Annotated in this window: 12 protein-coding genes and 1 pseudogene; 2 read left to right on the top strand and 11 right to left on the bottom strand. The window is 40.1% G+C overall.

The genetic code is table 11. From position 1 onward, the window contains the following. Positions 1-124 precede the first annotated feature (124 nt). The 4 genes and pseudogenes from pcp to pxpB form a co-directional block, all read right to left on the bottom strand. The gene (pcp, locus tag H5092_RS06475; protein WP_220492491.1) at positions 125-793 is read right to left on the bottom strand and encodes a pyroglutamyl-peptidase I; all 669 of its coding nucleotides are present in this window, start codon (positions 791-793) and stop codon (positions 125-127) included. Continuing rightward, positions 786-1,064, bottom strand: a pseudogene (locus H5092_RS20810) (5-oxoproline transporter, DUF979 family subunit); the annotation flags it as partial. The pseudogene H5092_RS20810 and the gene pcp, both read right to left, overlap by 8 nt. Before the next feature lie 50 nt (positions 1,065-1,114). Then, on the bottom strand, positions 1,115-2,041 hold the full coding sequence (locus H5092_RS06465; protein WP_182724320.1) for a biotin-dependent carboxyltransferase family protein: 927 nt from the start codon (positions 2,039-2,041) through the stop codon (positions 1,115-1,117). Further along, complete coding sequence (gene pxpB / locus H5092_RS06460; protein WP_182724321.1) at positions 2,034-2,699, bottom strand: 5-oxoprolinase subunit PxpB; 666 nt, start codon at positions 2,697-2,699, stop codon at positions 2,034-2,036. The genes H5092_RS06465 and pxpB overlap by 8 nt, the downstream gene beginning before the upstream one ends. Positions 2,700-2,947: 248 nt before the next feature. Between pxpB and msrA the strand changes: the two genes are divergently transcribed. Continuing rightward, positions 2,948-4,237: a peptide-methionine (S)-S-oxide reductase MsrA gene (gene msrA / locus H5092_RS06455; protein ID WP_182733164.1), complete on the top strand. Its 1,290-nt coding sequence runs from the start codon at positions 2,948-2,950 to the stop codon at positions 4,235-4,237. A 313-nt stretch (positions 4,238-4,550) separates the two neighbouring features. Then, the gene (locus H5092_RS06450) at positions 4,551-5,147 is read left to right on the top strand and encodes an amino acid ABC transporter substrate-binding protein (protein WP_259398371.1); all 597 of its coding nucleotides are present in this window, start codon (positions 4,551-4,553) and stop codon (positions 5,145-5,147) included. Between the two features lie 881 nt (positions 5,148-6,028). Here H5092_RS06450 and H5092_RS06445 read toward each other — a convergent pair. The 7 genes from H5092_RS06445 to H5092_RS06415 all read right to left on the bottom strand — a co-directional run bounded on the left by H5092_RS06445 (position 6,029) and on the right by H5092_RS06415 (position 14,173). Next, entirely contained in the window at positions 6,029-6,910 is an 882-nt protein-coding gene (locus H5092_RS06445; RefSeq protein WP_024590165.1) for a LysR family transcriptional regulator, read from the bottom strand. Positions 6,911-7,243: 333 nt separating this feature from the next. Then, positions 7,244-7,900: a CoA transferase subunit B gene (locus H5092_RS06440; protein WP_039489749.1), complete on the bottom strand. Its 657-nt coding sequence runs from the start codon at positions 7,898-7,900 to the stop codon at positions 7,244-7,246. Between the two features lie 14 nt (positions 7,901-7,914). Further along, on the bottom strand, positions 7,915-8,613 hold the full coding sequence (locus tag H5092_RS06435) for a CoA transferase subunit A (RefSeq protein ID WP_008135270.1): 699 nt from the start codon (positions 8,611-8,613) through the stop codon (positions 7,915-7,917). A gap of 261 nt (positions 8,614-8,874) precedes the next feature. Next, complete coding sequence (locus tag H5092_RS06430; RefSeq protein WP_182720862.1) at positions 8,875-9,771, bottom strand: hydroxymethylglutaryl-CoA lyase; 897 nt, start codon at positions 9,769-9,771, stop codon at positions 8,875-8,877. Further along, a complete protein-coding gene (locus tag H5092_RS06425; RefSeq protein WP_182724324.1) occupies positions 9,771-11,774 on the bottom strand; it encodes an acetyl/propionyl/methylcrotonyl-CoA carboxylase subunit alpha in 2,004 nt (667 codons plus the stop codon). Before H5092_RS06425 ends, H5092_RS06430 begins: the two co-directional genes overlap by 1 nt. An 8-nt stretch (positions 11,775-11,782) precedes the next feature. Continuing rightward, positions 11,783-12,553 carry an enoyl-CoA hydratase/isomerase family protein gene (locus H5092_RS06420; protein WP_182733163.1) on the bottom strand — a complete coding sequence of 257 codons (771 nt, stop codon included), beginning with the start codon at positions 12,551-12,553 and terminating at the stop codon, positions 11,783-11,785. A gap of 12 nt (positions 12,554-12,565) precedes the next feature. Beyond that, positions 12,566-14,173: a carboxyl transferase domain-containing protein gene (locus H5092_RS06415; RefSeq protein ID WP_182733162.1), complete on the bottom strand. Its 1,608-nt coding sequence runs from the start codon at positions 14,171-14,173 to the stop codon at positions 12,566-12,568. Between the last annotated feature and the right edge of the window lie 4 nt (positions 14,174-14,177).

Below are 14,177 nucleotides of genomic sequence, written 5' to 3'. Positions count from 1 at the left end.
GCAAAGCCAATTTGCTGTGCTGCGAAACCTTGTTTTATCAGAAAAAATTACTCAAGTCACATAGCTTTTATAATTAATTAAGAATAATTTATGCACCAAGTTATATGTAACCGCACCAAAGTGGTTAATGCGTAGTGCCTGCTGCTATTTTTACGTCGTTATTATTGTTCAAAGCTTGTGCAATCATCACTTTTAGCGCGTTAATAACAGTGTCTTCACACATGCTTGGTGCGCCATTGTGGTGCACAGCTTGGCTTGGTAAATAAGGAATATGCACAAAGCCACCTTTCATTACAGCGCAATGATCATTTATGTAATGCATAAGGCCATACATAACATGATTGCATACATACGTACCTGCCGTATTGGAAATGGAAGCAGGTATATTGCTGTTGTGCAGTGCTTGTAACATACGCTTTATTGGTAAATTTGTGAAATAGGCATCAGGGCCATTTTTTTCTATTGGTGTATCGACAGGCTGCTTACCTGCATTGTCTTTAATACGTGCATCGTCAACGTTTATTGCAATACGCTCAATTGATATTTCGCTGCGCCCACCGGCTTGGCCTATACATAAAACAACCGCCGGATTATGTGACTCAATGGCGTTTATAAGCTGACTAATAGACGTATTAAACTCACAGGCAAGTTCTAGTGTATATATTTTGTGTTTCATGATGATAGTTTCATCAAGTTTTTGCACTGCTTGCCAAGAAGGATTGATAGTTTCGCTACCAAAAGGCGCAAAGCCGGTAATTAATACACACGCCATAGAAGAAGTTGATTTAGTCATTACACACCAAGCTATACATTAAAATAATATTAACGGCGAGTAAGGTAACTGCCGTCTGAATTTGAACCTTAATTACATAGTACTTATTTTTTAAGTCTAAAAGAGCTGCAGGAATAATATTTAATTTGCTGCCATAGGCGTCATTAACATACTGCAATAGCCGCTATACATGCCGAGCGCAACTAATGGAGCAGGGCTTGCGCCCATAACCTCCAATTAAAAATGCCATACCTACACAATACAAAACAACCAGCATAAAACGATTATCAGGGCCAAAAATTTAAGTCGAACATAGTTTTCCTATTTATTTTTAGAATATTTTTATAATGTATTTTTAAGTGCAAGGCTCAATTGATGTAGGTGTCCGTCAAGTTTCTGCTTCGCCTTTGCTGCTTCTTCAAACGTTACATATTTAAACTCAACAGTATCTAAAGGTCTAAACTGTGCAAATTGACGTAAGTCGGCTTCAATAACAGTCCCTAGCAGAGGGTAGCCCCCTGTAGTTTGGCCATCATTTAGTAACACAATTGGCTCTCCACTTGGTGGGAGTTGAATACTCCCAGGGCTTACCCCTAATGATGGCAAAGAGTGCGAATGCCCCAAATTATTCTTATGCTCAAGCCTTACACCCATTCGGTTACTATTATTGCTGACTTTAAAAGCGGTAGACACAAAGTTGCTAAGTAAAGTCTCGCCTAATAAGTCGGCATGAGGACTTGGATGCAGGCGTATAAGTTTGCGCTGGGCGGGAGCAATTGCGCCTACCTTTTTAAACTCTCCATAATAAGGAGTAATAGGTATTTTATCACCAGAGGTGAGAGATCTACCTTCAAAACCACCAAAACATGCGTTTAAATCTGTAGATTTAGAACCCATAACTTCAGCATTTTGTATACCGCCTTTCACTGCTAAATAAGCTCTTAAGCCTGCTCTACCAGTAGCAAAACTTAGGACTTGTTTGTTTTTTACTGCGTATGTCCAACCAGGATAAATTGCATGTCCATCAAGGGTTGCTTGCAAATCTGCACCATGAAGCGCAATTACTGTGTCGCAGGTAAATTCCAGTTCGCACAAACCCACAGTTATTTCTAAAACGGCATCATTGTCGTTATTGTTAAGTAATCTATTAGCAATGATTTGTGCAATAGGGTCTAAGCTACCCGCTTTGCTTACACCTAAATGGCGGTAGCCCTCACGGCCAAAATCTTGAATTGTAAGTAATACACCACTTTTAAGTACTTTAATCATGATTTGCTCCTTTATTAACGTGCGGAACAAATTCAAGCGTATCGCCTGGTTGAATTAAACAAGGTTGCTCAGAGGTCGAATCAAACAAAGCAGTATCTGTATGACCTATTATATGCCAACCACCTGGGGTATCTGCGGGGTAAATGCCGGTTTGTGCAGCACCTATAGCAACAGAGCCTTTAGGAACTTTAATGCGTGGCTCATCACGTCTTGGTGTATGTAATTGCTCATTTAAGCCATGTAGGTAAGCAAAACCGGGCTGAAAGCCTAAAAATAAAACGTGGTACTTGGTTTTACTATGAATATTAATAACTTCATCGGCACTTAAATTATGATAGCGAGCCACGTAATTAATGTCCTCACCCTTGTATGTGGTTTTGATTAAGTGATGCTGCCCCTTAAAAGTACTCGTTTTAATATCATTCCACAGCGAAGGTAGCACTCGTAACCACTTATTTAAGTGTTTATCTGATTTTAAATAAAGAGTGAGCGAGTTCATGGCGGGCACCAAATCGCTAAATTCATCAGTGCTTTTACAGTGGCTAGCTAGAGCCCAAATTTTCTTTTGAATAGATAGTATATCTGTAGCGTCTAAATGCGATGCATCAAACAGTAAACTACTGTTTGTTAATGCATAAATATGATGAGCTGGCTTCATTAAATAAACCTATTTGTACAACATAATTTAAACGTAACACAGTTTTATTAATTTATTTACACCATTGCGACTAAGTGGTTATGTTTATTGCCCAACTTACTTTAAGAGTAGTTTTATATTCAATTAATCGTATTTAACTTATTGAAGACCAAAACTTAATACGCTTCGTACTAAATAAGTAATTAGGTTGAAATGAAAATTAGGATAAGGAGGTCTTAGTTAGCACGCACTTGTTTAAGAGGTACTTTATGAAACACCAGCATTTATTATATTTATCAGGCGCTGCTATTATATTTAGCGCAGGCAGCTTTGCTTTATCTATGGAAAAGGTTGAGCACAGTAATGTAGAAGCCACCATGCATGTAGAAACCATTGTACTTGGATCGGGTTGTTTTTGGGGAGCCGAAAAACGCTACGAAGCGCTTAATGGCGTTATTGATGCTGAATCGGGGTACGCTGACGGCAATGGCTTTAAAGCTACCTACAGAAACATTACTGATCAGTCTCGTCGTTTTGACGAGAACAATTATGCTGAAGTTGTACAAGTTATGTATAACAGCAATATAATTTCAGCAGAAGATCTCTTAAAAAACTATTTTGAAAGTCACGACCCTACACAAAAAAATCGCCAAGGTAACGACATTGGTACGCAATACCGCTCAATTGTATTAACGACCACTGATGCGCAAGCTAAAGTAGCTGAGCAAGTTAAATCGCAATATCAGCAGCTTTTAACTGATGCGAGCTATGGCAAAATTGAAACAGTTATTAAACCGCTTCAAGGTTTTGTATCGGCAGAAGAGTATCATCAAAATTATTTAGAAAAGAACCCTAATGGCTATTGTCCCGATCACTCTACCGGTGTTGTTTTTAATAAAACACCTGTAGAAAAAGTAGATAACACGGCTTTATTATCAGGAAAGCAAATAGTGGTACTTGATTCACGTGAATACTGCCCATACTGTGAAAAGTTTAAAAAAACAGTCGCAAATGATTACAAAGGGACAATACCAATGTCGTTTCGCCATGCTGACAAACTTGATGATTTAACTATTAAGTCAGCCACGTGGGCAACACCGACCATTTTGTTTTTAGAAAATGGTATTGAGGTATATGGCCGTCAAGGTTACGCAACGCCTGAAGAGTTTTATAAAGCATTAGGCGCTTTTAAATTAGGCAACAGTGATGCTTATAAAGTTGCATTTGATGCACGAACAGATAGACCTTACTGTAAAGAGTACAAAGAGTTTAAAAATACACCAGACGGCACTTTTGTTGATAAATTAAGTGGCGAGCCACTATTTGATACAAGCGATAGGTTTAACTCAGGTACTGGTTGGTTGTCGTTTACTCATCCTGTAAAAAACAACGTAACACAGCACGACGATAGCAGCTGGGGAATAACACGTATTGAGCTACGTTCTAAAAGTACAGGTATTCATCTTGGTCATTTATTCCCAGGAGAAGGCCCTAGAGGCACAGACCGCTACTGTATAAACGCAACAGTACTCGATTTTGTACCAAGAGATAAAAGCTAAACCTTTTACTTTGTAAAGCCTGATTTTAATCAGGCTTTTTTTTACATAAAATAAAATAGATTTATCATATTCTTTGCAAATTTGTTAAAATTAAAGCGTTGAGCTACACATCAATAATATTACTTAGGTTGTAAATGAATCAATTTATAAAAATAACGACGCAGTTAATGTATTTGCCTTTAGCTTTATTAATTTTTATTACCGATGCTAAGTCGGCAACCCACTATGTCGTCGGCGTAGAGAATATAGAGTATCTACCTACTTTGATGGTAGTGGAACAAATGGTGCAGATTATTATGGCTTCAGTGAAGAGTTGCTCACATTATTTGCACAGCAGCACGATTTTGAATTTGTGTTTTACACGCTACCAATTAATCGTCTCTATAAAGAATTCATTGATCACCATCATGTTGATTTTAAATATCCTGATAACTCTCAATGGAAACCAAGTTATAAAGCTTCCTTTGGTGATTTAAATGAAATTATTTATTCGCAGCCAACCGTTGTGACTAAAACGGGTATTGCGAGTTTAAATAAAAATATCACTATTGATGAATGCGTTAGTTTTGCAACGGTGAGAGGGTTTACGTCTCAAAGCTTTAAACCTTTAATGAATAACGAAAACGTTGAGCTAATTGAAACAGCTAACGTAATGGAATTAATAGAGATGCTTTTAAAAGAGCGAGTGGAGTGTATTTACATATCTAACGATGTATTAAACTATAATATTGTTAAATATTTCAAATTAACCCGACCCGTTTATTTTCAAAACGAATTGCCGACAGATTTACAAGCCTTTTTATTATCGTCGATTGACTACCCTGACATAATCAAGAAATTTAATACCTTCTTGATTTCACATAAAGTGCAAATAAGTAAATTAAAAAAAGAGTATCAAATAAAAAATTAACTAAAAAAGCCCCGTAAGTTATAACTTACGGGGCTTTTTAAAATGTATTAATCTGTATATAGCTATATTATGTATGTGCTTAATAATAAAAACAGTCCAAGCCAAGTCACCACCTAACTTGAACCGCTTTTCACACTGACAACATCTTCACACACAATATAAAGATTCTGTTTGCTACGCTTTAGTAGCCTTGTAATGCATATCATGTGGTTTGAGCCAAGAATAAAAACAGTTCAAGCCAAGTCACCACCTAACTTGAACCGCTTTTCACACTGACAACATCTTCACACACAATATAAAGATTCTGTTTACTACGCTTTGGTAGCTTTGTATTGCATATCATGTGGTTTGCGCCAAAAATAAAAACAGTTCAAGCCAAGTCACCACCTAACTTGAACTGCTTTTTCACACTGACAACATCTTCACACACAATATAAAGATTCTGTTTACTACGCTTTGCTAGCTTTGTATTGCATACCATGTGGTTTGCGCCAAAAATAAAAACAGTTCAAGCCAAGTCACCACCTAACTTGAACCGCTTTTTCACACTGACAACATCTTACACACACAATATAAGATTCTTTTCACTGCTACGTTTGAGTTACTAGAACTCTAAAGGTTGCATTTATTGCTCTTAAAAAACAAATTAACTAAGTTGTTTTGAGCTGATGAAGTAACTTTAATATTTAACTTTATTTTCGACAAACGATAAAAATGAAACCAATGAGTGAAAAAAATTAAACTATAGACTTTAGTCTAATGCTCGGCGTTAAGCTTATGTATTTAAATAAAAAATATTATTCAAATTTGCAGGGAGGTTTAGACGAGTTCAGTAATACAACACAGAGTAGGTTGTATTACTCAACTCGTCTAATAGGGGATTATTCTTGGATTTTTCTAAACGTATTTACAACCCACTTCGCAAATAAATCAAGCGGGTGATTAGGCGTGCTTGATTCGTGCTGTACTAAATAGTATTTATCTTTAGTTGTTAAAGGCTGCTCGAATAATTTATAAAGCCATTGCTCATCTAACCAGCTTTGACTAATAGGCAGTGGAATAAGCGCAATGCCCATGCCTTGCTGCGCTGCACGCGCTACACCAAACATGCTATCTATTTGAATAATCTGCGAAGGAGAAAAGTCATCAATCCCCGCTTTTTCGGCCCACTGGTGCCATGCCCAAGGGCGAGCTTTGTGGAGGATCAGCGGAACTTGGTTAAGCGCTTGACGATGATCGTCCCTCCATTGATCGAGCAATTTTTTATTACATGCAGGAATATATTCAAGGTTAAACAACTCTGTTGCTAATCCTTCTGTAGGTTTACCAGAGGACAATACAATAGATAAATCGCTATGACGCGTTAACTCTTTGCGTGTTTTAAGCGTGTCCATTTGCAGGTTTATATTAGGATGTTCTGACGTCCACTCACTTAATTTAGGCATGAGTAGCTCGCTGGCAAAAAACTCAGGCAACGTAATTGTCAAATTTGTATTTTGCTGCATCTGACTAAACTCGTTAATGGTGCCCTCTAACATTGTGATGATAGGAGACACAGCATCAAAAAAGTTTTTACCCGCTGTGGTTAAGCTAATTGAACGCGTTTTACGTTGAAAAAGTTCAATACCAAGTTGTTCTTCAAGTTGTTTTATTTGATGGCTTACCGCAGACGGCGTTAAGTACAGCTCATTAGCTGCATGCTTAAAACTTAGGCTTCTTGCGGCAAAGCAAAAAGAGCGAAGGCCACGAATAGGAGTTTGCATGTTTTCCAGAATTATTTAATTTATTGAGACGCCTTACTTAGGCAAAATTTGAACCAACTATTTAATGTTTAAATATCAATAGGTTAAAAATAAAATTAACGCTAGTTCACAAAAAGGGTGCAGGCTATCCACAAAATAGTGCAAAGAATCTAAGCGCTTACATTTAGTTTATATTTGTATTATAGATAAAATTTACTACAGATGTATGAATGACGGTAAAAATAATGACAAAAGATAAAAAAAATCCCTCGTAAGAGGGATTTTGGGTAACTCAGCGCCATTGGCACTGGGAATGAGGTCGGTACAGGGTAAAGCGTTATTTTAAGCTAAAGCCTAAAAAACCATTTCTGGAACTTCACCGTCAACAAGTAATTTACCTGCTGTTTTACTAATGATTTCATCAACAGATACGCCCGGAGCACGTTCTAATAGATGAAATGCGCCGTCTTTAACTTCTAATACGGCTAAATCTGTCACTATTTTTTTAACGCAATTAACGCCAGTAAGCGGTAAAGAGCAGGCTTCTAATAGTTTAGAGTCACCATGCTTACTTGCATGGGTCATAGTAACAATAATGTTTTTCGCGCCAGCGACTAAATCCATCGCGCCACCCATGCCTTTAATCAGCTTTTTAGGGATCATCCACGATGCGATGTTGCCATTTTGGTCAACTTCAAATGCACCCAGAACGGTTAAGTCTACATGACCACCCCGTATCATGGCAAAACTATCTGCACTATTAAATATGGCTGCACCAGTGGCTGCTGTCACGGTTTCTTTACCCGCGTTAATCATATCGGCGTCTAGCTCTGCTTTAGTCGGGTACGGGCCCATGCCTAAAAGGCCATTTTCGGACTGTAACATAACTTCAATATCATCTGGTACATAGTTTGCGACGAGTGTCGGAATTCCTATGCCCAAATTTACGTAGTAACCATCTTGAAGTTCTTGTGCAACGCGCATTGCAACTTGTTCACGTGATAATGCCATAATTTTGCTCCTGCTTAATCTCGTGTTGTTACACGTTCAATGCGTTTTTCAAAGCTGCCTTTAATAACGCGATTTACAAAAATACCCGGGGTATGAATTTGGCTTGGTTCAAGCTCGCCCGGCTCTACAATTTCTTCTACTTCGGCAACGGTAATTTTACCAGCTGTTGCCGCCATTGGATTAAAGTTCATGGCGGTGTGTCTAAACACTAAATTACCAAAGCGGTCGGCTTTCCACGCTTTAACAATAGCAAATTCACCTGTTATAGACTCTTCTAAAATGTATGGGCGACCATTAAATTCTTTTACGTCTTTGCCTTCAGCAACTGGAGTGCCGTAACCGGTAGCGGTGTAAAACGCAGGTATACCCGCGCCACCAGCACGCATTTTTTCAGCTAATGTACCTTGAGGCGTAAGCTCTACATCAATTTCGCCACTTAATAACTGCTGCTCGAATAGGGCGTTTTCGCCAACGTATGAGGCAACTACTTTTTTAATTTGTTTGTCTTGTAATAAAATACCTAAACCAAAGTCATCAACACCACAGTTATTAGATACTACGGTTAAGTTTTTTGTTTGCATGTGCTTAATTTGTTTAATTAAGCCCTCAGGAATACCACATAAACCAAAACCACCGGCGATAATGGTATCGCCGTCTTTTAATCCTTCCATTGCAGCTTCGTAACTAGAAACTACCTTATCAAAACCGGCCATGAGTCTCTCCTCATTGTGTGCTATTTGTTGTTAACTATCTTTAATCATCATTTCATAAGATAGCTATTTAACCTGAACTCTGGTTAATAGATTTACTAACATATGAATCAGGGTGATATTTAAATTTATTTTCTCTAGCCAGAGATTTTCAGTGAAAACAAGGCGAATTTACGCGTCAATAGCTGGCCTATTGCAAGTAAATTCAACGCAGTTAGTGCTGAAAATAGCTGCTCGAGATAGATTTATTATCCAGAGCTCAGGTTATTTTGTGTGCAGTGCCACAGATACTTTGCTCACAGGTTGCTTACCAAGTGCTTTGGTTATTTCCCAGCCAGCGTCACTTAACCTTTGTAAATCAATTGAGTGTTCAATGCCAAGCCCTTGCAGTAAGTAAACTACATCTTCGGTGGCAACATTTCCTGACGCCCCCTTAGCATAAGGACAGCCACCAAGGCCCGCGACTGCCGCGTCAACCGTTGCAATACCTAGGCTTAAAGCTGCGTAAATATTTGTGAGCGCTTGGCCGTATGTATCATGAAAATGCACGGCCAACTTGGCTTTATCAATGTGCGTTAAAAGTAACTCGATTAATTGCGTTACTTTTTTAGCGGTGCCAACACCTATGGTATCGCCAAGGCTTACTTCGTAACAGCCTAAATCTAATAGCTTTTGCGATACCTTAAGTACTACTTGCGGGTCAATCTCCCCCTCGTATGGGCAACCGAGTACACAGCTTACATAACCACGTACACGAATATTATTCGCTTTAGCAAACGCTATTACTTCACTAAAGCGTTCAATACTTTCGTCTATTGAGCAGTTGATATTTTTTTGACAAAACGACTCACTCGCAGCTGTAAATATAGCAAATTCTTTAATGCCAACAGCGTGCGCTGCTTGTGCACCTTTTAAGTTAGGTGTAAGGGCGCTTAAATTTACATTGGGTAAATCAAGGGCTGATATTACATCCGCTGAGTCTGCCATTTGCGGCACCCACTTAGGGGAGACAAACGCGCCCGCTTCAATATCTTTTAAACCTGCAGCACTTAGGGCGTTAATAAGCGCTACTTTATCGGCTGTGCTTACTGTCTTTTCGTTTTGTAGGCCGTCTCGCGCGCCAACTTCAACAATACGTACTTTATTTGGAAAGGCACTCATTATGCACCTTCCTCAGTTGTATCTTCGACAATAGCAAGTAAGGCTCCATGCGTTACTAATTCGCCTTCACCAAAACAGTAGCTTTTTAAAATGCCGTCATGTGGTGCGTTAAGCGTGTATTCCATTTTCATGGCTTCGATAATAACAACCGCATCGCCTTTGGTAATTGTGCTACCAATATCGATTAAGTGCTTAACTACTGTGCCATTAAGCGGCGCGGCAAGTGGCAGTGCTTCACTTTCGTGCGAACTAATATAATGTTTATCAACTAGTTCAAGCTTAGTTTGCAGTGCTTTATTCATCACTGTCACACTATTGCCAACAGTATTATTACCTACCGTAGTTACGTGCGCGCTATGTTTTTCACCGTTAATAAATACACTGCAAAGACCACTATTTAATGTGCCTTGTAGATTAAAAACGTGCTCGTTATGCGTAATACTATAACCCGCTGCTGTTTTTATAGCGCTTAGCTGCAAATCGGCAAAAGGGATCTTAATTGCTTGCGGAGCATTGAGTCTAAAACCAGTTAGTTGTTGCCACGGGCTTGCACTGTTTTGCGCATTTTGGGTGCTAGTTAGCGATTCTAAATACGCAAAAGCACCAATAAGCTGACTTGCTTGCAATAACGATTTATCAACCGCAACTAACGAATCACCTTGCTCAGCAATAAAGTGTGTGCTTGGCGCACCTTGTTTAAACGTAGGGTGGCTTGCTAAATTATGTAAAAAGCCAATGTTAGTGCTAAAACCTGCTAAATGAAATTGCTCAAGAGCGTGTTGTAAACGGCTCAGTGCTTGTTCGCGATTGTCGTCGTGCACAATAAGTTTTGCAATCATCGGGTCGTAAAACGGGCTGATTTCGTCGCCTTGTGCAATGCCTGTATCAATGCGTACAAATTCACTGTTAAGCGGTGTGTGTAGTGCTTCAATAGTGCCCGAACACGGGATAAAGTCGTTAGCTGGATCTTCTGCGTATATTCGCGCTTCAAAGCTATGACCCTGCAATTGAATATCACTTTGTGTCAGCGGCAATGTTTGCCCACCCGCAATATTAATTTGCCAATTGACTAAATCTACACCCGTTACCATTTCGGTCACAGGGTGTTCTACTTGAAGGCGCGTATTCATTTCCATAAAGAAAAATTCATCGCCACACAGTAAAAACTCAACCGTACCTGCGCCTCTATAATTTATAGCCAGTGCACAACGTACAGCCGCTTCGCCCATTTCTTTGCGTAGTTCGTCAGATAAACCCGGAGCAGGGGCTTCTTCAATTACTTTTTGATGACGACGTTGCAAAGAACAATCACGATCGCCTAAATAAACACAGTTGCCATGGTTATCTGCAAATACTTGCACTTCTACATGGCGAGGCTGGTTAACGTAGCGCTCAAGTAATACTAAATCGTTACCAAAACCGGCAATCGCTTCACGTTGCGCACCTTGTAGTGCGCTCATAAAGTCTTGTGCTTTTTCAACCACACGCATGCCTTTACCACCGCCACCAAAGGCCGCTTTAATGAGTACAGGGTAGCCAATTTTTTCAGCTTCACTTTGTAAAAAAGCAGGGTCTTGCTTATCACCGTAATAACCAGGCACTAACGGTACATTAGCAGCTGCCATTATTTCTTTAGCGCGGGTTTTAGACCCCATTGCTTCAATGCTACTTGCTGGTGGCCCTATAAAAGCAATGTTATTAGCTTCGCAGGCTTTAGCAAATTCGCTGTTCTCAGATAAAAAACCATAGCCTGGGTGAATACAGTCAGCGCCGCAGTCTTTGGCAACTTGTAAAATTTTGTCTGCTACTAAATACGAATCTTTACTTGGTGCGGCACCAATATGGTAAGCCTCATCGGCCATTTTTACGTGCTGGGCATGTTTGTCTGCATCAGAATAAACCGCGACCGTGGTTAAGCCCATTTGTTTTGCGCTGCGCATTACACGGCACGCAATTTCTCCACGATTGGCAATCAGTATTTTTTGTAATCGTTGTGTGTTCATAATCAATCCTACAGTTGCCAAGCGGGTGGGCGTTTATCAAAAAAAGCACTTAGCCCTTCTTGACCTTCTTCAGATACGCGAACTTTTGCAATATGCTCTGCGGTAAGCTCAATGAGTTCATCGGTTATTGGTTTATTTGCTACATCGTTAATTAATGCTTTTGCGGCTTTTACTGCAACAGGTCCGTTATCAATCAGTGTTTGCAGCATATTATCGAGCGCACAGTCTAAATTACCGGTTACTTGATGAATTAAGCCAAGTTGCTTAGCAGTATGTGCATCAAACACTTCAGCCGTTAAAAAGTACCTGCGAGCAGCGCGCTCACCAATAGCTTTAATAACGTATGGACTAATAACCGCCGGAATAAGACCCAGTTTTACTTCACTTAAACAAAATTGTGCATCGTCTTTACTAAGGGCTATGTCGCAACAGGCTATTAAGCCCAGAGCACCACCAAAAGCGGCACCTTGCACAGCACAAATTGTAGGATGCGGGGAGCTTGCCAATACCTGCATTAATTTAGCTAATTGCATTGAATCAGCTAGGTTATCGGTGTAATTGTTATCAGCCATCGACTTCATCCAGGCTAAATCGGCGCCAGCTGAAAAGTGTTTACCCTCTGTTTTTAAAACCAAAGCACGAATTTCAAGCGTATTTGCATGTTCAATACACTGGATCAGCTCATGTATTACTTCGCTGTTAAATGCGTTTCTTTTTTCTGGGCGACTTAACACAAGTACAGCCACATTAGATTTTGTAATTTGTAGTGTTACTGACATTTTGCGCTCCGGTTACATTCTAAATACGCCAAATTTCGAATCACGTTTTGGTGCGTTATTCGCAGCTGTTAACGCAAGACCTAATACATTACGCGTGTCAGCAGGGTCTATAATGCCGTCATCCCACAAGCGTGCGCTGGCGTAATACGGATGACCTTGCTCTTCGTATTGATCAATAATTGGCTTTTTAAAATCACTGATTTCTGGCTCGCTCATGCATTGGCCTTTACGTGCTAAACCATCTTGTTTAACTTGCGCCATTACACCCGCAGCTTGCTCGCCGCCCATTACCGAAATACGAGCATTAGGCCACATCCACATCATGGTTGGTTCAAATGCGCGGCCACACATACCGTAGTTACCTGCGCCGTAAGAGCCGCCAATAAGTACAGTGAATTTAGGCACATCAGCACACGAAACAGCCATCACCATTTTAGCGCCGTGCTTAGCAATGCCTTCGGCTTCATATTTTTTACCTACCATAAAGCCGGTAATATTTTGTAAAAACACCAAAGGAATATTGCGCTGAGCACACAGCTGAATAAAGTGCGCGCCTTTTTGCGCCGACTCACTAAATAAAATACCGTTATTAGCTACTATGCCTACAGGGTTACCGTAAATACTGGCAAAACCTGTTACCAGCGTTTCACCAAAGTAACGTTTAAATTCATCAAATGAGGAATCGTCCACTGTGCGCGCTATTACTTCGCGTACATCAAATGGCTTTTTAAGGTCGGTACCTACAATGCCGTAAAGCTCGTTAATATCGTAACGTGGTGGCTTTATATCCTCTAGAAGAGGGGCCGTAGGGCGTGTATAATTAATACGCTCAATACATTGGCGCGCAATAGACAGCGCATGAGCATCGTTTTCAGCGTAGTGATCGGCAACACCCGAAATTTTACAGTGCACATCGGCGCCGCCTAACTCTTCGGCTGTTACTTCTTCGCCGGTTGCTGCTTTTACAAGGGGCGGACCTGCTAAAAATATAGTGCCTTGATCTTTTACAATAATACTTTCATCGGCCATTGCAGGTACGTACGCACCACCTGCGGTACATAAGCCCATTACTACAGCAATTTGTGGAATGCCTTTACCCGACATACGGGCTTGATTGTAAAAAATACGACCAAAATGCAACTTATCTGGAAATACATCATCTTGCTCTGGCAGATTTGCACCGCCCGAATCCACCAAATAAATACACGGTAAGTGGCAGCGCTCGGCGATATCTTGTGCGCGTAAATGCTTTTTAACGGTAAGCGGAAAATATGTACCGCCTTTAACCGTGGCATCGTTTGAAATAATCATGCATTCAACGCCTTTAACACGGCCAATACCGGCTACAACGCCTGCACAAGGTATTGCTTGTTCGTACACACCAAAGGCAGCAAATTGCGAAATTTCTAAAAACGGTGAGCCTTCGTCAATTAATGTATTTATGCGGTCGCGTACAAATAATTTACCACGGCCTTCGTGGCGCTCTTTTAATGCAGCGCCTCCGCCTTGGCTAATTGTGGCTACTTTACTGCGTAAATCATCCACCAGCGCTGACATATTTTTATGGTTTTGCACAAACGTTGGGTCGTGAGGATTAACGCGCGATTTTAAAATAGTCATGGTT

The sequence above is a fragment of the Pseudoalteromonas sp. SR41-7 genome, from assembly GCF_014163935.1.
Lineage (GTDB): Bacteria > Pseudomonadota > Gammaproteobacteria > Enterobacterales > Alteromonadaceae > Pseudoalteromonas > Pseudoalteromonas distincta.
The sequence above is the reverse complement of the archived record's forward strand: the minus strand, read 5'-3'. Positions and strand labels throughout refer to the sequence as shown.